The organism is Vibrio ezurae NBRC 102218 (genome assembly GCF_000467185.1).
In the GTDB taxonomy this organism is placed as follows: domain Bacteria; phylum Pseudomonadota; class Gammaproteobacteria; order Enterobacterales; family Vibrionaceae; genus Vibrio; species Vibrio ezurae.
The window spans coordinates 98,090-122,264 of the sequence record NZ_BATM01000002.1; the positions used below are offsets into that span (position 1 = coordinate 98,090).

21 protein-coding genes are annotated in these 24,175 nt (G+C 43.5%); 11 read left to right on the forward strand and 10 right to left on the reverse strand.

Annotated features, from left to right (window positions below):
- Positions 1 to 74 precede the first annotated feature (74 nt).
- The 5 genes from gluQRS (at position 75) to panC (ending at position 4,583) form a co-directional block, all read left to right on the forward strand.
- The gene (gene gluQRS / locus VEZ01S_RS01370) at positions 75 to 962 is read left to right on the forward strand and encodes a tRNA glutamyl-Q(34) synthetase GluQRS (protein WP_021712224.1); all 888 of its coding nucleotides are present in this window, start codon (positions 75 to 77) and stop codon (positions 960 to 962) included.
- 105 nt (positions 963 to 1,067) lie between these two features.
- Entirely contained in the window at positions 1,068 to 2,417 is a 1,350-nt protein-coding gene (pcnB, locus tag VEZ01S_RS01375; RefSeq protein ID WP_040889896.1) for a polynucleotide adenylyltransferase PcnB, read from the forward strand.
- Positions 2,417 to 2,899, forward strand: a complete 483-nt coding sequence (gene folK, locus VEZ01S_RS01380; RefSeq protein ID WP_021712226.1) for a 2-amino-4-hydroxy-6-hydroxymethyldihydropteridine diphosphokinase — start codon at positions 2,417 to 2,419, stop codon at positions 2,897 to 2,899. Before pcnB ends, folK begins: the two co-directional genes overlap by 1 nt.
- Before the next feature lie 28 nt (positions 2,900 to 2,927).
- Positions 2,928 to 3,722, forward strand: a complete 795-nt coding sequence (gene panB / locus VEZ01S_RS01385; protein ID WP_021712227.1) for a 3-methyl-2-oxobutanoate hydroxymethyltransferase — start codon at positions 2,928 to 2,930, stop codon at positions 3,720 to 3,722.
- A 9-nt stretch (positions 3,723 to 3,731) separates the two neighbouring features.
- Positions 3,732 to 4,583, forward strand: coding sequence for a pantoate--beta-alanine ligase (gene panC / locus VEZ01S_RS01390; RefSeq protein ID WP_021712228.1), 852 nt, complete (start codon positions 3,732 to 3,734; stop codon positions 4,581 to 4,583).
- Positions 4,584 to 4,662: 79 nt separating this feature from the next.
- Here the strand turns inward: panC and VEZ01S_RS01395 are convergent, their stop codons facing one another.
- The gene (locus VEZ01S_RS01395; protein ID WP_084621658.1) at positions 4,663 to 6,120 is read right to left on the reverse strand and encodes a Na+/H+ antiporter family protein; all 1,458 of its coding nucleotides are present in this window, start codon (positions 6,118 to 6,120) and stop codon (positions 4,663 to 4,665) included.
- A 292-nt stretch (positions 6,121 to 6,412) separates the two neighbouring features.
- Positions 6,413 to 7,639: a YadA-like family protein gene (locus tag VEZ01S_RS01400; RefSeq protein WP_021712230.1), complete on the reverse strand. Its 1,227-nt coding sequence runs from the start codon at positions 7,637 to 7,639 to the stop codon at positions 6,413 to 6,415.
- Between the two features lie 338 nt (positions 7,640 to 7,977).
- On the opposite strand from VEZ01S_RS01400, the gene VEZ01S_RS01405 reads away from it, so the two are divergent.
- On the forward strand, positions 7,978 to 8,628 hold the full coding sequence (locus VEZ01S_RS01405; RefSeq protein WP_021712231.1) for a helix-turn-helix domain-containing protein: 651 nt from the start codon (positions 7,978 to 7,980) through the stop codon (positions 8,626 to 8,628).
- A gap of 88 nt (positions 8,629 to 8,716) precedes the next feature.
- On the opposite strand, the gene VEZ01S_RS01410 is transcribed toward VEZ01S_RS01405, so the two are convergent.
- The gene (locus VEZ01S_RS01410; protein ID WP_021712232.1) at positions 8,717 to 9,487 is read right to left on the reverse strand and encodes an ABC transporter permease; all 771 of its coding nucleotides are present in this window, start codon (positions 9,485 to 9,487) and stop codon (positions 8,717 to 8,719) included.
- Positions 9,487 to 10,410, reverse strand: coding sequence for an ABC transporter ATP-binding protein (locus VEZ01S_RS01415; protein ID WP_021712233.1), 924 nt, complete (start codon positions 10,408 to 10,410; stop codon positions 9,487 to 9,489). The genes VEZ01S_RS01410 and VEZ01S_RS01415 overlap by 1 nt, the downstream gene beginning before the upstream one ends.
- A gap of 95 nt (positions 10,411 to 10,505) precedes the next feature.
- Between VEZ01S_RS01415 and can the strand changes: the two genes are divergently transcribed.
- Positions 10,506 to 11,156: a carbonate dehydratase gene (can, locus tag VEZ01S_RS01420; RefSeq protein ID WP_021712234.1), complete on the forward strand. Its 651-nt coding sequence runs from the start codon at positions 10,506 to 10,508 to the stop codon at positions 11,154 to 11,156.
- Between the two features lie 69 nt (positions 11,157 to 11,225).
- Here the strand turns inward: can and hpt are convergent, their stop codons facing one another.
- The 6 genes from hpt to ampD form a co-directional block, all read right to left on the reverse strand.
- Complete coding sequence (hpt, locus tag VEZ01S_RS01425; RefSeq protein ID WP_021712235.1) at positions 11,226 to 11,753, reverse strand: hypoxanthine phosphoribosyltransferase; 528 nt, start codon at positions 11,751 to 11,753, stop codon at positions 11,226 to 11,228.
- A 220-nt stretch (positions 11,754 to 11,973) separates the two neighbouring features.
- The gene (lpdA, locus tag VEZ01S_RS01430) at positions 11,974 to 13,398 is read right to left on the reverse strand and encodes a dihydrolipoyl dehydrogenase (protein WP_021712236.1); all 1,425 of its coding nucleotides are present in this window, start codon (positions 13,396 to 13,398) and stop codon (positions 11,974 to 11,976) included.
- Between the two features lie 200 nt (positions 13,399 to 13,598).
- Positions 13,599 to 15,476 (reverse strand): pyruvate dehydrogenase complex dihydrolipoyllysine-residue acetyltransferase, encoded by a 1,878-nt coding sequence (gene aceF, locus VEZ01S_RS01435; protein ID WP_021712237.1) that lies wholly within the window; start codon positions 15,474 to 15,476, stop codon positions 13,599 to 13,601.
- A 28-nt stretch (positions 15,477 to 15,504) separates the two neighbouring features.
- Entirely contained in the window at positions 15,505 to 18,168 is a 2,664-nt protein-coding gene (gene aceE / locus VEZ01S_RS01440) for a pyruvate dehydrogenase (acetyl-transferring), homodimeric type (RefSeq protein ID WP_021712238.1), read from the reverse strand.
- Between the two features lie 65 nt (positions 18,169 to 18,233).
- Complete coding sequence (pdhR, locus tag VEZ01S_RS01445) at positions 18,234 to 19,004, reverse strand: pyruvate dehydrogenase complex transcriptional repressor PdhR (RefSeq protein ID WP_021712239.1); 771 nt, start codon at positions 19,002 to 19,004, stop codon at positions 18,234 to 18,236.
- A gap of 239 nt (positions 19,005 to 19,243) precedes the next feature.
- Positions 19,244 to 19,786, reverse strand: coding sequence for a 1,6-anhydro-N-acetylmuramyl-L-alanine amidase AmpD (ampD, locus tag VEZ01S_RS01450; RefSeq protein ID WP_021712240.1), 543 nt, complete (start codon positions 19,784 to 19,786; stop codon positions 19,244 to 19,246).
- Between the two features lie 97 nt (positions 19,787 to 19,883).
- Between ampD and nadC the strand changes: the two genes are divergently transcribed.
- From nadC to VEZ01S_RS01470, 4 genes are all read left to right on the forward strand, one after another.
- On the forward strand, positions 19,884 to 20,771 hold the full coding sequence (gene nadC / locus VEZ01S_RS01455; RefSeq protein WP_021712241.1) for a carboxylating nicotinate-nucleotide diphosphorylase: 888 nt from the start codon (positions 19,884 to 19,886) through the stop codon (positions 20,769 to 20,771).
- 240 nt (positions 20,772 to 21,011) lie between these two features.
- Positions 21,012 to 21,416, forward strand: coding sequence for a pilin (locus VEZ01S_RS01460; RefSeq protein WP_021712242.1), 405 nt, complete (start codon positions 21,012 to 21,014; stop codon positions 21,414 to 21,416).
- A complete protein-coding gene (locus tag VEZ01S_RS01465) occupies positions 21,413 to 22,957 on the forward strand; it encodes a GspE/PulE family protein (protein WP_021712243.1) in 1,545 nt (514 codons plus the stop codon). Before VEZ01S_RS01460 ends, VEZ01S_RS01465 begins: the two co-directional genes overlap by 4 nt.
- Positions 22,950 to 24,158 carry a type II secretion system F family protein gene (locus VEZ01S_RS01470; protein ID WP_021712244.1) on the forward strand — a complete coding sequence of 403 codons (1,209 nt, stop codon included), beginning with the start codon at positions 22,950 to 22,952 and terminating at the stop codon, positions 24,156 to 24,158. Before VEZ01S_RS01465 ends, VEZ01S_RS01470 begins: the two co-directional genes overlap by 8 nt.
- Positions 24,159 to 24,175: the final 17 nt, after the last annotated feature.

Here is a 24,175-nt window from a genome sequence, read left to right on the forward strand (position 1 = left end):
GCTAGGATGATAAGTTAGTTGCTACGATTGGTACAAAGGGAGCCTTGGCTCCCTTTTTGCGGTAAAAAGTTTGTATGAAATACGTTGGACGATTTGCACCCTCCCCTTCAGGCCCACTGCATTTTGGTTCTTTAGTCGCGGCATTAGGCAGTTACTTTCAAGCCAAATCTCAGCGCGGTGATTGGCTGGTTCGCATGGAAGACCTAGACCCTCCTAGAGAAATGCCAGGCGCGGCTAAACTCATCCTAGAAACATTGGAAGCCTATCATCTACATTGGGATGGTGAGGTGGTTTATCAAAGTCACAGACACGAACTTTATCAGCAGCAAATTGAGCAATGGCTGAGTAAACAACAAGCTTATTACTGTCAGTGTACTCGCAAGCAGATTAAAGCCGCCGGTAGCTACTACCAAGGGCAGTGTCGAAATAAAAACCTGACCGCAGACAACTGTTCTATCCGCATCAAAATAGACGCTCCAGTCACTGAATTTGTCGACCTTAAACAAGGTAAGATTACTCTTCCAAGCGCCATTGCCGCAGAAGACTTCATTATAAAACGTCGTGACGGGCTATTTGCCTACAATCTGGCGGTGGTGATTGATGATATTGAGCAAGGCGTGACCGAAGTGGTGCGTGGCGCAGATTTAATTGAGCCGACTGGGCGACAAATCAGCCTCTATCAACTACTGGGTGCAAAGCCTGTGCAGTATTTACACCTTCCTCTTGCGGTGACGGAAAATGGCGCTAAATTATCGAAGCAAAATCACGCACAAGGCATCAGCTTATCTGATCCAATCCCTACTTTAATTTGCGCGATGCGATTTCTTGGTTTTGTGCTTCCAAAACAGATAGAAACGGCAAATATTGATGAAATTCTAGCTTGGGGAGTTAAGCACTGGCATCTTGAGCAGCTGCCAAAAGCGACTCAAATCACAACCTTGTTCTCAAATCGCATCAGCTAGGCTATTATATGCGCGGATTTGAAGCTCATTCAAACCAAACTCTTATGGAGTGCAATATGATGTATTGCCTTCTTGTTCCTACTAAAAAAGAAACTGACAAACTCGATGACATCTGATTTCGATACCACTAACTCAGTTGGGAAAATAGACCTTAACGTTTACCCAAGAGACCAGCACAATATTTCTAGAGAGCATATCAGCGAGAATGCACTCAAGGTATTGTATCGATTACAAAAAGCTGGATACGATGCATTTTTAGTAGGGGGCGGTGTTCGTGATCTTCTTCTTGGGAAAATACCAAAAGATTTCGATATTGCCACTAATGCTACCCCAGAGCAGATTAAGCTACTGTTTCGTAACTGCCGCTTAATCGGACGACGTTTTCGACTTGCTCACATCATCTTTGGTCGCGACATTATTGAAGTCGCCACTTTTAGAGGCCATCACCAACAGCCCGAAAAGCAAACTTCCGTTCAATCCGAAGAAGGGATGTTATTGCGTGACAATGTGTATGGATCTATTGATGAAGATGCAGAACGTCGTGATTTCACTATCAATGCCATGTATTACAACATCGCAGACTTTTCCATCCATGACTATGCCAACGGCATGCGTGACCTCAACGAAGGCATGGTGCGTTTAATTGGTGATGCTGAGGTTCGCTATCGCGAAGATCCAGTGCGCATGCTTCGCGCGGTAAGATTTGCCTCAAAATTGGACATGGACATCAGCTTTGAAACCGCTGATCCAATCAACTACTTATCGCCTTTACTACAAGGCATTCCAGCGGCACGTTTGTACGAAGAATCGCTAAAACTTCTGCAATCAGGCCACGGACTGGACACTTACGACTTATTGCGTGAATTTGGTCTATTTGAGCATTTATTCCCGCAAGTGGCTGAACTGTTTACCGAAGAAGAAAACTCTAAAACGGAACAAATGATTGATTTGGTTTTAGAGTCGACCGATCAGCGCATTGCGGAAGGCAAGCGAGTTAACCCTGCCTTTATGTTTGCCGCTATGTTGTGGTATCCAGTCGAAGCCTACGCCGAACGATTGATGAATCAGCAAGGCATGAGCCATTACGATGCCATGATGACCGCAGGCAACTACATTCTTGATGAACAAGTGCGTAGTACCGCTATCCCACGTCGTCATACCGCCACCATCAGAGAAGTGTGGCAATTACAGTCTCGCCTTGAAAGACGTTCAGGTAAACGTGCTTTCCGCCTACTTGAATTAAACAAGTTTAGAGCTGGCTTTGACTTCTTAGAGATGCGCGGTCAAGTAGAACAAGGCGACACTCAAAAACTGGCGCAATGGTGGCATACGTTTCAACATTCAGGTCGCAACATGCGTCAAGCTATGGTGACGGATCTTGGCGCTTCAGGTAACCGCTCTGGCAGTGGTCGCCGTCGTCGTCCTGCTAAGAAAAAACCGAAGAAATCCAGTTAATGATTACTGCGTATATTGCCGTAGGCAGCAACCTAGGTGACCCAATAGCACAAGCTCAACAAGCGATTAAGAGCTTGGAGTCACTGCCCAACAGCCGCGTGATAAAAGCATCATCACTGTACAGCAGCACGCCTATGGGGCCTCAGAATCAACCTGACTACATTAATGCGGTAGTTAAGATTGAAACTGACTTATCCCCTATCGAACTTTTGGATAACACACAAAAGATCGAAAACGAACAAGGGCGCGTGCGCAAAGAGGAACGTTGGGGGCCGAGAACACTCGACCTCGATATTATCCTCTACGGTGATGAAGTCATTGACCTCCCTCGCTTAGTCGTACCTCACTATGGTATGAAGGTTAGAGAGTTCGTTCTTTATCCTCTGCAAGAAATAGAATCAAACTTAATACTTCCAGACGGAAGTGCACTCAACAAACTCGTAGAGTCAGTCGATAGAAACGGTTTGCAAGTGTGGGGTTAAGTCCCAACTTCCAGAAAAAGGCACAGAAATGAAAAAAGTAACCATTAATACGCTAATGAAGCTAAAAGAAGAAGGGCGTAAATTTGCCTCTTCAACGGCTTATGATGCAAGTTTTGCTCAACTATTTGAACAACAAGAGATGCCCGTGCTCCTCGTTGGTGACTCTTTAGGAATGGTACTGCAAGGTAAAGCTGACACACTTCCTGTTACTGTTGAAGATATTGCTTACCATACGCGCTGTGTACGTGCAGGTAGCCCAAATAGTTTGCTTATGTCTGATATGCCATTCATGAGCTATGCCACCCCTGAGCAAGCCTGTTTAGAAGCAGGTAAGCTGATGCAAGCGGGTGCAAATATGGTGAAATTAGAAGGTGGTTCTTGGCTTGCTCCTACCGTGCGCATGCTGACTGAACGCGCTGTGCCTGTCTGTGCTCACTTAGGGTTAACACCACAATCGGTTAATATCTTTGGCGGATTTAAAGTACAAGGTCGCGATCAAGAACAAGCGGATCAAATGGTTAAAGATGCACTAGAGCTACAAGCGGCTGGCGCACAAATCATTTTACTTGAGTGTGTTCCTTCGGCATTGGCTGAACGCATTACTCAAGCGCTAAATGTACCGGTTATCGGTATTGGCGCAGGCAACGTAACCGATGGTCAAATTTTGGTTATGCACGATATGTTCGGTATTGCTGCCAACTACATGCCTAAATTCTCTAAAAACTTCCTAGCAGAAACCGGCGATATGCGTTCAGCAGTCACTAAGTATATTACCGATGTGGAATCGGGTGCCTTCCCAGGTCCTGATCATACCATTGCTTAGGAGCTGAACATGTTAACTGTCAATAACACTGCTGAACTTCGTCAGCAAATTCGTGCGTTTAAACAAGCAGGAAAAACCATCGGCTTTGTTCCAACCATGGGTAACTTGCACCAAGGTCATCTCACTTTAGTGCGCAAAGCGCAGCAAGTCGCAGACGTGGTTGTGGTCAGCATCTTTGTTAATCCATTGCAGTTTGGCAATCCAGAAGATTTGCAAAACTATCCAAGAACGCTACAGCAAGATCTAGCATTACTGGAAGAACAAGGTACGGCTTTGGTGTTCACTCCAACGCCAGAGATCATCTACCCTCAAGGGCTAGACAAACACACCTTTGTGGAAGTGCCGGTACTTTCCGACATGCTAGAAGGCGCATCACGTCCAGGGCATTTCCGTGGCGTAACCACAATTGTATCCAAGCTATTTAATTTGGTTCAGCCTGACATTGCCTGCTTTGGTGAAAAAGATTTCCAACAAGTGGCAGTTATTCGCCAAATGGTTGAAGACTTGGCAATGGATATCGAAATTATTCCAGTGCCTATCGTGCGCGAAGAAAATGGTCTGGCGATGAGCTCTCGTAATAATCGCCTAACCGAGCAAGAGCGAGCTATTGCTCCGCGCCTTGCCCAAGCCATGCACAAAATGGCCGATCATTTACTGGCTAACCCACTAGACGTTCCATCAGCGATTCAGTTTGGTGAAGCTGCGATTGTGGATGCGGAAATGAAGCCAGATGAGCTGTTTATTTGCGACGCTCGAACCCTTGGCGAGGTCAATGCCGACACTAAAGAAGCCGTCATTTTAATCGCCGCTTTCTTAGGTCAAGTGCGACTGATTGATAATGTGGTTGTAACGCTAAAATAAGCAAGCTTTAAAGCTATAAAAAAACAAGGGCCGCTTCATATGAAGCGGCCCTTGTTTTATTTAACGGCTTATAGGTTCTCTATAGAACCAAAGCGGCGATCCAAGCAAATAACACCATACCAAAGTTGGCATGACAGAAGGTGGGTATCACCGAATCTCGAATATGGTCATGCTGTCCATCGGCATTTAAACCCGATGTCACCCCAAGAGAGATAGTTGACGCTGGCGAGCCCGCATCACCAAGTGCTGCTGATGCGCCCAGTAAGGCAATAGTCGCGGCTGGCGAAAAGCCTAACGATAGTGCCAATGGTACGTAAATAGGAGCAAGAATAGGTACACTGGCAAAAGAGTCACCAAAACCAATAGTAATAAACAAGCCTACCAGTAGCATCAATAATGCGCCAACGGCTTTGTTGTCACCAATCAGAGCTTTAGTGGCTTCTACGAGTGATGGTATCTCACCGGTCGCATTCAGCACCCCAGCAAAACCTGAAGCAATGGTAATAATAACGGCGATTTGCACCATCATACGCATACCTTCAGTGAACACGTCATCTTGTTGTTGCCAAGTGAAGATCCCTGAGAAGCTCAATAGTACGAAGCCTATCATTGCGCCTAATAACAAAGAATCAAATTCGATCTGACAGATCAAAGCGACCGCAACAGCGGCAATCACAAACATCAATTCTTTAAATTTCAGTTTTGTCGCTTCAGAACGAAACACCATTTTATTGGTAATTTCATCATCGTACTCACGAGGTTTTCGGTAAGTGATGAATACTGCAACTAGCATACCAGCAACAATACCCATTACAGGCAAGAACATTGCCTTTGGTACTTGTCCTGCTTGAACAACCAACCCATAGTCCGCACCTGATGAATTGATATTCGGTAACAGAATTTCAAACAGATAAATCGCACCAAAACCAGTTGGCAGCAATAAATAACTGACACTAATCGAACAAGCAATGATACAAGCTACAGCTCGACGGTCGATTTTAAGATGGTTAAAAACGGTAAGAAGTGGCGGGATCATGACGGGAATAAACGCAATATGAACCGGAACTGCGTTTTGCGACATAATAGATGCCAGTATGAATATTGAAAATAAACCCCATTTTAACGAGCTTGATTTTACGCCACGAGAAACCGCGCCGCTCATCTTATCCGCTAACATATCCAAAAGCCCACTGCGTGCTAATGCAACCGCAAAGGCACCGATCATTACGTAGGTCATACCCACTTGCGCGCCTTCAGATAAATTATCATTAATCGCGCCAATCGATTCATGAATATCTAGCCCGCTATGTAAACCGCCAACAATCGCCCCGGCGATTAACGCTACAGGCACTGGTAGGCGCAGCAAACACATTGCAATCATTAAACTAATAGAAAGCAAAACAGAGTTCACTGGCAGATAACTAGGGGAAACAATGGCAACAAAGCTCACGATTGCAACGACTGCAATAGAAAGCTTCTGTAAAGGTGTGCTTTGAGTGGATACTACCGACTCATCGCTAGAAGTTGTGTGTGTCATGTTGTTGTCTTTTAGTATAGATAGGCTGCCATTAAATCAACAATACTACGCCTGAGTAAATACCTTTTTTTGCAAAATAAAAATAGAACATAAGCCGTACTCGTGAACAACATCACAATTAACAGCGGTGATCAACATATTTTCATTGACAAAACAAATGCATAGCGTTCAGGAATACGCATTATATTAAACGATGATCTACCTTATAAAATTCTTGAATTTAACGAGCCATAAACAAAAAGGATAGCCCGTTAGCTATCCTTTTTTGATTAAAGATTAAAGTCGGAGATGATTACCATTCATAACCCACACCGGCACCAATTGAAACATGTTCAGAACCAGTATCGTATGCAACATTAGAGCGGGCAGTGAAGTTTTCAGTAAAGCGGATACCCACACCACCAGCAATCGCATTTGCATCACCAGAGTGACCTAACGCAACCGTTGTACTAATTTTGCCAACGTTGTAAGGCATAACCAAAGAACTGGTAGCAATACCTTGCGCCATTGCACCGTCCATAATTTTAGCTTGTTGTTCAAGATCCGCTCTTAAGCTTTTAATATCTTGGCTGTTTTGTTCAATGCTTTGCGTATTTTGGTCAATAGCATAAGCGTTGCTATCTATACGTGATGTATTAGACGCAATGTGCTGTGCATTGGTTGTTGAGCGAGTATCTACTGTGTTAGCTAATTGAGTATTTGAATCAATTGCTTTGGTATTAGTAGTGATACTTTGCGCATTATTGGCTGAACGTAAATCAGCTGTTTGAGCAATTTGCGTGTTCACGTGCACAACTTGTTGCGTTGCATCAATCACTTGGGCATTCGCCTCAGTTGCGGATTGAGCCATATCAGCTTTATCTTCCGCACGAGTTGCTGTGCTACTTACTGTTTTAATTTCATTCGCATTGTTAGCTGAACGAGTATCCGCAACTTCAGCGACTTGAGTATTCACACGTACAACTTGCTGAGTTACATCAATGGCTTGAGCATTCGCTTCTGCTGCTAATTTAGCCATATCGGCTTTATCTTCCGCACGAGTTGCTGTACTACTTACTGTTTGAACTTCATTCGCATTGTTAGCTGAACGAGTATCTGCTGCTTCAGCAATTTGAGTATTCACATGTACAACTTGCTGAGTTACATCAATGACTTGAGCATTCGCTTCCGCTGCTAATTTAGCCATATCGGCTTTACTTTCTGCACGAGTCGCTACACCATTCACTGTTCTTATATCATTCGCGTTTGTATCTGAACGTAAGTTAGCAGTCTGAGCAATAGTTTGCGGCGTAGCTTGTGGTAATTGAGTCGGTTGCTGCATTTTTGATTTTCGTGTAGCAGTCAAATAAGTACTAACTTGTGGAGTAGTCTGTACAGCGTTGATCTTTTTGCTGTGTGATAAAACAGTGATTGAACTTGATTGATCCCCAACCTGATTGCTTTGAACAGAGTCATTTGCCAATACACCGGTTGAAATAATTGCAGATACGGCTGCAGCCACTAAAGTTAATTTTCTCATCTTCCTACGCCTTTCTTTGCTCAATTCGCTCAAGAAAAAATAATTTAAAAACGAACGATACATACCTGTTATCGAACGATTCATCTCGAGAGCTAATATATACCCATAAATTCATTTCGCATCGTCAATAAGCGCATACATAGTTACCATAAATGGTAATTGCTGAATTGTGCTTTTATATCAGCAAGTTAAGTGCCATTTACCAAAAATGGATGGTTAATTAACCAGATAGGATGATTTCAAAAACATGTTAGGCGTCACATTTTCTATTTTTTAAAAGGAATAAAATGCGCGGATATACGTATTGGTCGTGACACTTAAAACTGACAGAGGAAGGTATGCAATCTACACAATCTGTTCTGGCAAAGAACATTGAAAAACGCATGCATGATCTAAATATCCCATCGAATTTAGCGCTGGCTAAAGCATCGGGAGTGAGCCGAGTTGTCATCACCAATATTTTGCGTCATCCAGAAAAATCTATCATGGCCGATAGTGCACTGTTACTGAGCAGACACCTAAAATGTCGTATTGAATGGTTGTTGACTGGAGAGGGTCCAATAAATAGAGAGGATGAAATAGATCACCAAAGGCGTGCTGGTGCACCACTACTTTTGCTTAATGATCTAACAAATCAGAGTATTGAAAATCTCCTAGTCAAGGTATCGAAAAGTGACACTATTCCACGTTTTATGTGCCCGACAGGGAATAAGCCCAGTATTTTTACCATTTGGCAAAGTGAACCTATTGGCAAGATCAACCATGCAGGGTATCTGTATTTTGATCACCAAAAGAAACCCGCATCGGGACAACTGGTTATCGTAAAAACAACCCCAAACTCGCCTGCTGAATACATGGAGTTTTACGCAACATACGACAAGCAATTTTTACGTTATATAGAGAAGAATATTCCGGACGAGTTAAGAATGATCGAGTTTCAAGATAGCATGCAGATCATTGCAACATTTGAAAGCTTTGTAATTACGTAGAACCTCCTTGAGAATGCTTAGTTGTCTTCCATAAAAAATGGCAGTTAAACTGCCATTTTTTATTTAATCATAGAGACTTAGCTATACATTAACTTCTTAAGCCAATGCCTTTATCTACAAGTCGGTAAGCAATGGCAAACAGCACCGCAACGAAGATTACAAGCACCGTAAATGAGCTCACAATATCGACATCTGAAACACCTAAGAATCCATACCTAAAGGCATTAACCATATACACAATCGGGTTAATTTTTGACACTGCTTGCCAAAAATCAGGCAATAAATTGATGGAATAGAAGACGCCGCCTAAATAGGTCAAGGGGGTTAGGATAAAAGTTGGAATAATCGAGATATCATCAAATGTACCCGCAAATACGGCATTGATTAAGCCGCCTAATGAGAATACTACTGAAGTTAAAAATACCGTGGCAATGATCAGTCCCCAGTGATGCACGTTTAAATCAACAAAAAATAGTGACACTAAAGTCACTATAGTGCCGACCAATAATCCACGAACAACGCCACCCATAACAAAGCCAGCAATGATGACATAAGTGGGTACTGGGGCCACTAATAGCTCTTCAATGTTCTTTTGGAATTTTGCGCTAAAAAAAGAAGAAGCCACATTAGAATAAGAGTTAGTGATGACACTCATCATAATAAGGCCTGGTACGATGTACTCCATATAACTAAAGCCGTTCATTTGGCCAATACGAGAGCCAATCAAATTACCAAAAATGATAAAGTAGAGCGTCATCGTAATCGCAGGTGGGACTAGCGTTTGCACCCAAATGCGAGTAAATCGATTAATTTCTTTTCTTAGTAAGCTTTTAAATGCTGTCCAATATACCGCGTACATTATTGTTGTTCCTTTGTTTGGTCTCGAACTATAGTGACAAACAGCTCTTCTAAGCGATTGGCTTTATTGCGCATTGAGAGCACTTTAATTCCTGCATCAGTCAATTGAGAAAACACATGATTAAGCCCTTCTTCTTTCTTGAGTTCAATCTCAAGAGAACCATTAATTAGGTTTTGATTCACGACACCTTCCAGTGCAGCAGGCTGTGCTCCTTCTTCTAAATCAAGAATAAAGGTCTCTACCTGTAGCTTATTGAGTAGGCTTTTCATACTGGTATCTTCGATCAGCTCACCGCGATTGATGATACCAATATTGCGACACAACATTTCGGCTTCTTCAAGGTAGTGAGTGGTCAGGATTATGGTGATTCCTTCTTTATTGATCTTTTGCAAAAACTCCCACATTGAGCGGCGCAGTTCAATATCCACCCCAGCGGTCGGCTCATCAAGGATCAAAAGCTTAGGTTCATGCATTAAAGCACGCACAATCATCAATCGACGTTTCATACCACCAGATAGACTACGAGCTCTCTCATGGCGCTTCTCCCATAGGTCGAGCTGAGTTAAGTACTTCTGCGCCCTGTGTTTTGCTTCACTTCTGGAGACGCCATAGTAGCCCGCTTGTTGCATCACAATCTGCTCTACGGTCTCAAACATATTGAAGTTAAATTCTTGCGGTACTAACCCAAGATACTGCTTGGCTAACTCTAAATCTTGGCTTAGATTATGACCAAATACGGAAACATCTCCTGATGTTTTATTCACCAATGATGAAATAATACCGATAGTGGTCGACTTACCTGCACCGTTTGGCCCAAGCAGAGCATAAAAATCCCCCTCCTTCACACGAAGAGAGACCCCCTTTAATGCTTCAAAGCCACCTTTATAGGTTTTACGTAGATTATCTATTTCTAATGCATACATATATTGTGAATTTCTCAATGTTTATTTGTCACAAATCCGATTTGATTTGACGATATTTTAGGTATAGTAACTGTATATATAAAAAAGGACTTAACATGCCAGAAATTAAACTTTTGTTTGAAAACAATTCTAAATGGTCACAATCACTCAAAGACGACCAACCTGAGTATTTTTCTACTCTAGCACAAGGACAAAGCCCTGATTTCCTATGGATTGGCTGTTCTGATAGCCGAGTTCCTGCAGAGCGTCTTACCGGCCTATTTTCAGGAGAACTGTTTGTTCACCGCAACGTTGCTAACCAAGTAATACACACGGATTTAAATTGCTTATCTGTAGTGCAATATGCGGTAGATGTCCTCAAAGTAAAACACATTATTATCTGTGGTCACTATGGCTGTGGCGGTGTAAATGCCTCAATTGAAAATCCAAAACTGGGCTTAATTAATAACTGGCTGCTGCATATTCGCGACCTATACCTGAAACATCGCGATATGCTAGATAAACTGCCTCCAGAAGTCCGAACTGATAAGCTGTGCGAAATCAACGTGGCAGGACAAGTGTATAACTTAGCAAACTCAACCATTATGCAATCTGCATGGGAGCGAGGCCAAGAAGTTGAAATTCACGGTGTTGTTTACGGTATCAGTGATGGCAAGCTGGAAGATCTTGGAGTGCGTTGCTCTAGCCATGAAAGCTTAGAAGAAAACTTCCCGAAAGCGATGGCAAAAATACTAGGCCAAGATTAAGTTCTAGCGTTTAAAGAAACAAATACTCATGCTGAGTATTTGTTTCTATTCAATGATATAGCCCAAATTTTATAATGGGATCACTTTACCGATGTATGGAAGATTACGATATTTTTGTGCGTAATCGATGCCAACACCCACAACAAACTCATCTGGAATTTCAAAACCAATCCACTTCACATCAACCTTCACTTCACGGCGCGATGGTTTATCCAATAAAGTCGCTATTTGAATTGAGTTTGGCTCACGAATCGACAAGATCTCACACACTTTGCTTAGGGTATTACCCGTATCGATAATATCTTCGACAAGCAAGACATCTTTACCCTTAATATCATCATCAAGATCTTTAAGAATACGGACATCACGAGAGCTTTCCATACTGTTGCCATAGCTAGACGCTGTCATAAAGTCGACACTATGGTTCACCGTTACAGCACGAGATAAGTCGGCCATAAAAACGAATGAACCACGTAGAAGTCCAACTAAAACCAATTCTTTACTGTCTTTGTAGTGCTCATTAATTTGAGCGCCAAGCTGTTGCACTCGTTCCTGAACTTCTTGTTCAGAAATCATTACTTCTACGGTATGTTTCATACTGTTCTCTCGTTAACTAGGATCGCATCAACTATAGCGATAAGTGTGAAGGTATAATATTGAAATTAATCATAGTCACTCACTACTTATTCTAGCGGGTTAAAATCTGTTGAGCTTAAAATAGGCGGGCATTGTAACAAACAAATTTTCAAACAGAAAAACAAAACCCAGCGAAAGCGCTGGGTTTTATAATGAATCTTAATTTTCAGAAGTTAATCAATTACTTCTTTTTCACTGCTTTTTTGTTTGGAAGGTCAGTAATAGAGCCTTCAAATACTTCAGCAGCCAAACCTACAGATTCGTGTAGTGTTGGGTGAGCATGGATAGTCAATGCGATATCTTCTGCATCACAACCCATCTCGATAGCTAGACCGATTTCACCAAGAAGTTCACCACCGTTAGTACCGACAATAGCACCACCGATTACGCGATGAGTATCTTTATCAAAGATCATCTTAGTCATACCGTCAGCACAATCTGATGCGATTGCACGACCAGAAGCTGCCCAAGGGAAAGTAGAAACTTCGTAGTTAATACCTTCAGCTTTTGCTTCTTTCTCAGTCTTACCTACCCATGCCACTTCTGGCTCTGTGTAAGCGATTGAAGGAATCACTTTAGGGTCAAAGTAGTGTTTCTTACCAGAGATAACCTCTGCCGCTACGTGACCTTCATGCACACCTTTGTGCGCAAGCATAGGTTGACCAACCACATCACCGATAGCGTGAATGTGCGGTACGTTAGTACGCATTTGCTTATCAACGTTGATGAAACCACGCTCATCCACTTCGATACCCGCTTTTTCAGCGTCGATAAGTGCGCCGTTTGGTACACGACCGATAGCCACAAGAACCGCATCGTAACGCTCAGCTTCTGCTGGAGCTTTTTTGCCTTCCATTGAAACGTAGATACCGTCTTCTTTCGCTTCAACCGCAGTGACTTTAGTTTCAAGCATTAGCTTGAACTTGTCTTTAATGCGCTTAGTGAAGACTTTAACGATGTCTTTATCCGCAGCCGGGATAACTTGGTCAAACATCTCTACAACTTCAACTTTAGAACCTAGAGAGTGGTAAACCGTACCCATTTCTAGACCGATGATACCGCCACCCATGATAAGCAGTTTCTCTGGTACTTCTTTCAGCTCAAGTGCATCCGTAGAATCCCAAATACGTGGGTCTTCATGTGGAATGAACGGCAGTTTGATTGGGCGAGAACCCGCAGCAATGATTGCGTTATCAAAAGTCACAGTTGTCGACTCTTCGCCTTCAACTTGAATAGTGTTAGGACCGGTAAATTTACCGTAACCATTCACTACAGTAACTTTACGCATTTTAGCCATGCCGTTAAGGCCGCCAGTTAGCTGATCAACCACTTTCTCTTTCCAGATACGAATTTTATCGATATCTGTCGTTGGTTCACCAAAAACAACGCCGTGTTCAGCCATGGCTTTTGCTTCTTCGATAACTTTAGATACGTGAAGAAGTGCTTTTGATGGGATACAACCCACGTTTAGACAAACACCACCTAGGGTGCTATAGCGTTCAACCAGTACCGTTTCAAGACCTAAATCTGCACAACGGAAAGCAGCAGAGTATCCAGCAGGACCTGAACCAAGTACTACAACTTGGGCTTTAATTTCTTTGCTCATTTTGACCTCTTGTAGTCATTATCCCTAACAGGCTAATTGGATTTTGCGTCACTCCAGTTTACAAATTTGTAAACTAAGAGAAAACTAATTCCATTTAGGCTGTGAGCTATACAACAATTCGGCGCAAACTTATCGTAGTTGCGCCCAATTTTGTTAAATATTTGCGACAAAAAGCAGCTCCTTCGAGCTGCTCTCTTTTCTTACATTACCAGACGACGAATATCGCTTAGGCATTGGTTCAAGAAGGTGATAAATCGAGCACCTTCTGCACCGTCAATTACACGGTGATCATAAGATAGCGATAATGGAAGCATTAGGCGAGGAGTAAACTCACTGCCATTCCATACAGGCTTCATCTCTGACTTAGAAACACCAAGAATACCGACTTCTGGTGCATTCACGATTGGTGTAAATGCAGTACCACCGATACCACCTAGGCTAGAGATAGTGAAACAGCCACCTTGCATATCAGCAGCGGTTAGCTTGCCAGAACGTGCTTTCTTAGAAATCGCTGCAAGCTCTGCTGATAGCTCGTAAATGCCTTTCTTGTTCACGTCTTTAAAGACAGGAACAACTAGACCATTTGGTGTATCAACTGCGATACCAACGTTCACGTACTTCTTAAGAATGATGCTTTCGCCATCTTCAGAAAGAGATGAGTTAAATGCAGGGAACTCTTCCAGTGCTTTTGCTACTGCTTTCAAGATGAACACTAGCGGTGTGATCTTGATACCAGAGTCTTTCTTAGCTTCAAATGCATTTTGCTCTTTACGGAACTTCTCTAGCTCAGTGATATCTGCGTTATCCCACTGTGTAACGTGCGGGATCATTACCCAGTTACGGTGCAGGTTAGCGCCAGAAATTTTCTTAATCTTAGAAAGCTTCTGAACTTCAGTATCACCAAATTTGCTAAAGTCCACTTTAGGCCAAGGTAGTAGGCCAAGTGCACTGCCGTCGCCTTTACCAGATGCTGCTGCACCTGATTCAAGACGTTTTAGCGCGTCTTTAACGAAAGACTGTACGTCTTCTTTTAGGATACGGTTCTTACGACCAGTACCTTTAACTTTAGAAAGGTTAACACCAAACTCACGAGCAAGACGACGAACGACTGGAGACGCATGAGTGTACTCATGGTTTTCTTGGAAATCGTTCGCTTGCGCAGGTGCTGCCGCTTTTGGCGCCGCAGCAGGTGCAGGTGCCGCTACTGGAGCAGCTGCTTGAGCAACAGGAGCCGCAGCCACTGTGCCACCCGCTGTTTCAAAAACCATGATTAAAGAACCCGTAGTCACTGAATCACCTTCAGCAATCTTGATTTCTTTTACAGTACCCGCAAACGGTGCAGGAACTTCCATAGAAGCCTTGTCACCTTCAACAGTAATGAGCGATTGCTCTTCTTCTACTGTATCGCCAACGGCAACCATGATTTCAGTTACTTCAACTTCGTCACCGCCGATATCAGGTACGTTGACCTCTTGTACAGCAGAAGCTGTCGCAACAGGCGCAGCCGCTGGTGCTGCCGCAACAGGTGCTGCTGGAGCGCTAGCGCCAGTTTCAAAGACCATGATAAGAGAGCCTGTTGATACAGAATCACCAGATGCTACTTTAATTTCTTTCACTGTACCTGCAAATGGAGCCGGTACTTCCATAGAGGCTTTGTCACCTTCAACAGTAAGAAGTGATTGCTCTTCTTCTACTGTGTCGCCAACCGCAACCATGATTTCAGTTACTTCAACTTCATCGCCACCAATATCAGGTACGTGAACTTCTTTAAGCTCAGAAGCACCCGCTGGAGCTGCTACAGGAGCGGCTTCAACAGCTGGAGCGGCAGGTGCTGTCGCAGCACCTGACTCTTCTTCAAAAATCATAATTAAAGAACCTGTCGTTACTGAATCACCTTCAGCAATCTTGATTTCTTTAACAATACCCGCTTGAGACGCAGGAACTTCCATTGAAGCCTTGTCGCCCTCAACAGTGATCAGTGACTGCTCTTCTTCAACCTTGTCGCCAACGTTAACTAGAATCTCAGTTACTTCAACCTCATCAGCACCGATATCAGGTACATTAATTTCGATTGTCATTGTTTATTTCCCTTACTAAATGGAAGTCTTACGCGAATTGCGGGTTAGTTTTTTCTGTGTCGATATTGAATTTAGCAATAGCTTCTGCCACCACTGATTTCTCAACATCACCACGGTTAGCCAGTTCAGTTAGTGCTGCAACGACAACGTAGCCTGCGTTAACTTCGAAGTGACGACGTAGGTTTTCACGGCTATCTGAACGACCGAAGCCATCCGTACCAAGAACCTTATAAGATTCACATGGCATGTACGCACGTACTTGCTCTGCGTAGTTCTTCATGTAATCCGTTGCTGCAATTGCAGGCTCATTACCTAGAACAGTAGTGATGTAAGGTACTTTTGCTTCAGCTTCTGGGTGAAGCATGTTGTAGCGCTCAACATCTTGACCATTACGAGTCAATTCGTTGAATGACGTTACAGAGAAGACATCTGATGCTACGCCGTACTCTTCGCTTAGGATTTCAGCCGCTTTACGTACTTCGTTCATGATAGTACCAGAGCTCATTAGCTGAACTTTACCTTTCGCGCCTTCATGAGACTCAAGCTTGTAAATACCTTTACGGATACCATCTTCAACACCTTCAGGCATTGCTGGCATTGCGTAGTTTTCATTCATTACTGTTAGGTAGTAGTAAATGTTCTCTTGCTCTGGACCGTACATGCGACGGATACCGTCTTGCATGATTACCGCTAGCTCGTAAGCAAACGTTGGGTCATAAGAAATACAGTTAGGGATAGTATTCGCTTGGATGTGCGAGTGACCATCTTCGTGCTGTAGACCTTCACCGTTTAGCGTTGTACGACCTGCTGTAGCACCCAATAGGAAGCCACGAGCTTGTTGGTCACCTGCTAGCCATGCCATGTCACCAATACGTTGGAAACCGAACATTGAGTAGTAGATGTAGAACGGAATCATTGGCAGGTTATTGGTGCTGTATGAAGTTGCAGCCGCAACCCAAGATGCCATTGAACCTAATTCGTTGATACCTTCTTGAAGAACTTGGCCTGAAGTTGCTTCTTTGTAGTAAGAAACGATGCCTTTATCTTCTGGAGTGTATTCCTGACCGTGTGGGTTGTAGATACCGATCTGACGGAATAGACCTTCCATACCAAATGTACGAGCTTCATCACAAATGATTGGAACAATGTTCTTACCGATATTCTTGTTTTTCAACAAGATGTTCAAAGTACGAACATAAGCCATAGTGGTAGAAATTTCACGCTTCTGTGCGCCCAATAGAGGAGCAAACTCTTCTAGTTCAGGAACTTTAAATTCTTGAGTGAATTTAGGCAGACGAGCTGGAGTGTAACCGTGTAGAGCGTTACGACGAGCGTGCATGTATTCGTACTCAGCCGTACCTTCTTCTAGTTTCAAGTAAGGAAGTTCACTTACTTTTTCATCAGAAAGAATGTCTTGTAGACCTAGACGATCACGTAGGTGTTGAACATGCGTCATGTCCATTTTCTTCACACCGTGCGCAATGTTCTTGCCTTCAGCTGCGTCACCCATGCCGTAACCTTTAACTGTCTTAGCTAGGATTACTGTTGGCTTGCCGCCCGTTTCTTTCGCATTGTTGAATGCTGCGAATAGCTTAGATGAGTCATGACCACCACGCTTAAGAGCGAAGATTTCGTCATCAGTCATATCAGCAACAAGTGCTGCTGTCTCAGGGTATTTACCAAAGAAGTGCTCACGTACGTACGCGCCATCTTTAGATTTGAATGTTTGGTAGTCACCGTCGATAGTTTCGTTCATTAGCTGAAGAAGCTTACCAGTCGTGTCTTTAGCCAGTAGAGAATCCCAGTTGCTACCCCAGATAACCTTAACAACGTTCCAACCAGCGCCTTTGAATAGGCCTTCTAGTTCTTGGATGATGCTGCCGTTACCCATTACAGGGCCATCTAGACGCTGTAGGTTACAGTTGATTAGGAAACATAGGTTGTCCAGTTTTTCACGAGCAGCAAATGAGATTGCACCGCGTGATTCTGGCTCATCCATCTCGCCATCACCTAGGAACGCGTATACGCGTTGCGCTGAAGTTTCTTTCAAGCCACGACCTTCTAGGTACTTAAGGAAACGTGCTTGATAGATTGCAGAGATTGGACCTAGGCCCATAGATACCGTAGGGAACTGCCAGAATTCAGGCATCAACTTAGGGTGTGGGTATGAAGGGATACCTTTACCATCAACTTCTTGACGGAAGTTATCTAGTTGCTCTTCAGTTAAGCGACCCTCAACGAATGCACGAGAGTAAATCCCTGGAGAAATGTGGCCTTGATAATAAACTAAATCACCACCGTCCGTCTCATTTGGAGCACGGAAGAAGTGGTTGAAACAAACTTCGTAGAAAGCAGCTGCAGACTGGTAAGAAGCCATATGACCGCCAAGGTCTAGGTCTTTCTTAGAAGCACGCAATACAATCATGATTGCGTTCCAGCGGATGATAGAGCGAATACGACGCTCAAGTGTTACATCACCAGGGTAAGCAGGTTCTTGCGCGGCCGGAATGGTATTGATGTAGTTAGTGTTAATGCCAGTAGGCATATCAACACCGTCTAAGCGAGCCTTATCTAGAACTTGTTCTAGTAGGAACTGCGCGCGTTCTACACCTTCTTCACGTACTACTGACTCAAGAGCCTCTAGCCAATCTTGAGTTTCCAGAGCATCAACGTCATGCTTCTTATCAGACATTGCGAACTATCCTTTTTTATTAAGTTAGGTCAACTACTAGGGTACATACCCTAAGCAAAAGCTTACTATTTATTCTGTTGAATTCGACGTAATGACAGAGCTCTTCGATCTTGCTCTTCCGTCAAATCCGACAATGTTTCGTCGATAAAGGCCAAATGAACTTCACACAACTCTCGAGCTCGTTGTGGTTCTCTTGAAGTGATAGCCTTTACTATCTCTTCGCGGTATTCATTTAGCCTTTGTATTGCGTCATCATGACCGTGCAAAAGCATCAAGTTCTGAGACACATTTTCTTGTAATAAGGGTGCAAGACTACGAACGATATGCAATAGCACCACATTGTGTGAAGCTTCTGAGATAGCAATCAAGAACTCAATAATTGCCTTTGCTTCACTCTCTATATCGTCGCTTTTCATTGGAATGCTTAGCATTTTTTGACATTGAGCAATGCGTTGAAAATCCTCAACGGTTCCTCTTAATGCCGCAAAATAAGCGGTAATGCCTTCTAAAGCATGACGCGTTTCTAATAAATCCCTTTGCGTATCAGAGTGACTGGCAAGTAGATTCAATAACGGGTCGACCAAATTAGAAGACAAGCTTTCACAGACAAAAGTTCCCCCACCTTGGCGTCGAGTCAACAATCCTTTGGCTTCTAGCCGTTGAATTGCTTCCCTTACTGAAGGTCTAGAAACATCAAACTGTTTAGCCAGCTCTCTCTCCGCAGGTAACTTTTTCCCTGGAGACAGCACCCCATCCAAAATCAATGTTTCCAACTCTTTTTCTATCACATCGGACAGCTTGGGTTGGCGAATACTTTGAAAGGAAACTTTAGGCATTGACTTCTCCGTCTCCTGCACGTTGTAAATTGGTATTACCAATTTTAACTTGGAGCGAAACTTAACATACCCGTTTCTTTCCTGTCTAGAAAAAATTGATTTAAATCATAAAACGACGAGTTCGATAACATAAACCGCTTAAATTAAGCACGAAATGTAAATACCTTGTTGGTTGATATGACATATTTAAAGTCTTCCACCACACAAATCATTTGTATGACAAATTTATCAAACATCCATTAATTTGCAATCAACTTATTAAATTTTGACCAATGAAATGACAGTCCAGGATCGCTTTTACGCAATGGAGCGATATATTGATGCCCAGTAATACGCTGTGGCGTTAATTGAGGATACCGGCTCAGTAAGTATCGAGTGACTTCCGCTAACGTCGCATATTGCGCCTCGGTATAGGCCACAAAGTCTGTACCTTCGAGCTCAATACCAATGGAATAATCATTGCAACGATCTCTGCCTGCAAAAGAAGAGACGCCCGCATGCCACGCTCTTTTCTCAAAAGGAACAAATTGAACTATCTCACCACTTCTTTTAATCAAGCAGTGAGCCGATACTCGCATCTGACTAATTCGTTGAAAGAAGGGGTGAGCATCAGCGCTTAATTTTCCTTGAAAAAAGGCTTCGATATTGTTTTGCGTAAACTCCCCGGGGGGCAGGGAAATATTATGTATGACAAGTAATGAAATGTCTCGAAGGTTTGGCCTATCGTCGTGATAGGGAGAAGGCACAATTTTCGCGTTCGGATACCATGATGGAGTGGACATTTTTATTACCCTAGATCAATTGTTGCTGAATTATAATTCAAGCCAGAGTATCATTCAGCACAAATTGGTTTTAAACAACATAGTGAAAGTTTTGGATATGAAAAATACCCACGACAGCGGTGCTCGTTTAGCGTACCTAAAACAGCAATTACCTCATGAAGTCGCTCGCGCAGTAGAAGAAACCCTAAGAGAAGATCTTGGCGGTACTTTAGATGCAGCAGTGGACATTACCGCTAATCTTATTGCGGCGGATACGCAAGGCGTCGCCACCATCATTACTCGTGAACATGGCGTCTTTTGTGGAAAAATGTGGGCTGATGAAGTCTTTAAGCAACTTGGCGGACAAGTCTCAATTGACTGGCAGGTAGAAGATGGCGACACCGTTCAGCCAAACCAAACGCTATGTACTTTGAGCGGCCCTGCGCGTACTTTACTTACAGGTGAGCGTAATGCGATGAACTTCATCCAAACCTTATCTGGCTGCGCAACCGTGGTTGCTGAATACGTCAGCAAGATTGAAGGAACAGGATGTAAGCTGCTCGATACTCGTAAAACCATTCCATGCCTACGCAGCGCTCTTAAATATGCCGTTGCTTGTGGCGGCGGTTTTAACCATCGTATTGGTGTCTTTGATGCTTATCTCATTAAAGAAAACCACATCATTGCCTGTGGTGGTATCAAACAAGCTATCGCCACGGCGAAAGAGCTATCACCGGGTAAACCTGTAGAAGTGGAAACCGAAAGCATTGCTGAGATGCAAGCCGCTATTGAAGCCGGCGCTGACATTATTATGTTAGATAACTTTACCTTAGACATGATGAGAGAAGCCGTCGCAATCAACCAAGGTCAAACGGTACTGGAAAACTCAGGCAACGTGACTCTAGAGACGATTCGCTCAATTGCAGAAACAGGCGTCGATTACATCTCGGTCGGTGCGCTGACTAAGCATCTGAAGTGTATGGACCTCTCGATGCGTTTCAAATAATTAATTTCACACGAAATTATGCCAGATTAGGTCAGCGTTGCTGGCCTTTTTTATTGCGCGGTATTAATTGCCGACTGCCCTACTCCCACTCACCTCTCACTTTTTCATGCGCTGTATTGCACACTCCCAACATAGAGTTGCGAGGCAGTTGCCAAGCTCTCCTGCACGCCCTGTTATTCCTACGGATCGCTTCTAGTTTTACAGCCACCAGCAATTATTTATCGAGGCACAGCAGTGAATATGAACAACAAACAAAAAGGATTTACCTTAATTGAATTGATGATAGTGGTCGCCATTATTGGCGTGCTTTCCGCTATTGGCGTCCCTATGTATAAGGATTATGTGAAGAAATCAGAGCTCGCCTCCGCGACCGCAACCTTAAGAGGTTTGCTCACCAAAACCGAGCTGTACTATTTAGACAAAGGAACGTTCCCCTCTTCCCTTGGTGAAATCAACGCGGCTTCCAGCGCCGCAGGAAGTTTAGGGGAAATCAGCATTGCAACGAATGCCTTAAAGTTTACTTTTGATAGCGATAAAAGCTCATTAGATGGTGCGTCGGTGTCTTTTAGTCGAGATGATAGCAAGGGCTGGAGTTGTACGGTCAGTGGTGCCAGTGGTGTTGATGCGCCAAAAGGTTGCCAGTGAGCCATCCTTTAATCCATATACTCTCTCCAACTTTACTGGCTGAAAGCGACGCTAAGGTATTGTTGGAGCGAGAAGCTCTTTCCACTGAACAGTTACTTCATAGGGTCTCTCAGGTTAGCGGTCATTCTCAGGCCGATATCAGCAAATTTTTGGCAAATCAGTATCAATTACATTACGAGTCTCAACCTACACAGCAATTTGAACTCACTAAAGTGATGGCGATTATCATTGAGCTTAAACTAGAGCCTATCACCCTGACTCAGCCTCTCATTCCCATTGCATTAAGCAAACACGGCTTACACTTACTCAGCTACGATCCTTGCCTAAAAACAGTCGCATTAGAATTGCAATTTCATCATAACCTGCCGACGCAACTAATACTGACCGACCTTGAACAGTTCCAATTTCTACAGCAAAAAATACATAGTGAGCTAAAAGATCATCATAACTCAAACGAACACGCGAGCTTACTATTTGAGATCATGCAGATCAGCCAGCAACGCAATGCTTCCGATATTCATATCGAACCAGATAAAGAACAAGCTCGAATACGGATGCGTTGCGACGGGCTATTAATTAACGTCATAACGCTATCCAATCGTGAAGTAAAAGCGCTCATAAGCCAGATAAAGATCAATGCTGATCTGGATATCGCAGAGCAACGTTTACCGCAAGACGGCCGAATGCATTACTCCCTTTCTAAGGAACAAACTATCGAACTGCGCATCTCAACACTGTCCACATTATGGGGCGAGAAACTGGTGATGAGACTAGCCAACAACACTCAAGCGCTACCGACATTAAACCAGTTAGGGATGAACCAAGCACAGCACGCTTTACTTGAGCAAGAATTGCATCAACCACAAGGACTGATATTAGTCACCGGCCCCACCGGCAGTGGTAAAACGATCACTCTCTACTCTTGCCTCAATAATATTGCCAATGACAGTATCAATATTTGTACGGTTGAAGATCCGGTCGAGATCCACTTAGCGGGCTTTAATCAAATACAGGTTAACGCCAATATCGCCCTCACTTTTGCCAAATGTTTACGCTCGCTGCTTCGGCAAGATCCCGATGTGATTATGCTTGGTGAAATTCGCGATCAAGAAACAGCTGAAATGGCGATACAAGCAGCGCAAACCGGGCATTTAGTGCTTTCAACACTGCATACCAACTCCGCCTTTAGTGCGTTGGAGCGTCTCTACCAATTAGGTATTCATCCAACCGACTTGCAAAGCAGCCTGAGACTGGTGATTGCACAAAGGTTACTGCGAAAAAGCTGTCGGTATTGTACCAATCTTGCGCAAGGCAGTGGCTGCTTCCAATGCAATCAGGGATACAAAGGCAGAGTGGGTATTTTTGAACTCCTTCCAATCAATCGTAGCCTGTTACAAAAAGTCACTCAGCCAAACATGAATACACAACAGATAAAAACACACTTGGTTTCACAGCAGGATCTCAAAGCCTCCGCAGAGCAACTGATTAAACAAGGACTCACCACAACACAAGAACAACAAAGAGTATTAGGACATGACTAAACTTCGTCTTTATTATTGGTTAGGGGTAAGTGCATGCGGGCAAAAAACCACAGGCAGTCAATTCGCTTATTCCAGCCTGCAATTACAAAGAAAAATGGAACATAAAGGGATCCGTCTACAAAAAAGCATCGCCAAACCGATTCCTTTCTTTCGCCATATTAAACATAGCGTCAATGATCGCCAGATCACGATCTTTACTCAGCAACTGGCAGTCATGTTAGATGCTGGGCTTCCTATTAGTACGGCAATGCAGCAACTCAATGACTCCAGCACGCGGCAAGGGGTAAGTGCACTAATCGATGAATTAACCTTTCAGGTCCAACAAGGGCATTCGTTGTCCATAGCCATGCAAGATTTTACTTATTTTGATGCGCTGTATTTACAGTTTGTGCGTATTGGAGAGAGTAATGGCGATCTTGCGCAAGCACTGAACTACTGCGCCGAGCATAGAGAGAAAAGCCACCAGCTCATAAAACAGATCAAATCGGCATTGATTTACCCCCTATCGGTGCTTATTATCGCCTGCATTGTCATGATCATTATGATGATCTTCGTGGTTCCGCAATTCTCCAGTCTCTTTCGAAGCTTTGGCGCTGAGCTTCCAGCTTTAACGCAATTTACCTTAGATGCTTCGCAGTGGTTTCAAGCGCATATTGGCACAATCCTTATTGCCACTGCGATGCTTGGTATGTGTGTGCACATCCTAATACGCAAAAGCCTAACAGTGCGTCATCGGTGCGCTCAGTTGCTTTTAAAGCTGCCCATACTTGGGCAGTGCATTTTAGTTGGCGAATTAGCGCGTTTTAATCTGCTATTGTGCAATGGCCTTCAAGCAGGACTGCCCCTTTTATCCTGCTTAGACAATGCCATAGGCGCCATACACAACCCTTTCCTTAAACACAAACTCAGTGGTATTCATCATCGAATCCGTTCAGGAAGCAGCTTTAGCTTAGCGTTGTCCTCAGCCTCTATTCTCCCACCTCTCATGTTGAAAATGCTGAATATTGGCGAGTTAACAGGCAGACTGGCATTCATGACTGAAAAACTGGCTCGCTTATTTGAACAACAACTTAATGACTCAACTAAGAAGATAGCTCAGCTCATTGAGCCTTTAATGATTGTTTTTCTTGGCAGTTTAGTCGGCGGGTTGGTGTTATCGATGTATTTACCCATTTTTAGCCTTATGAACGCGGTTGGTTAGCGTTATCTCTATGATAA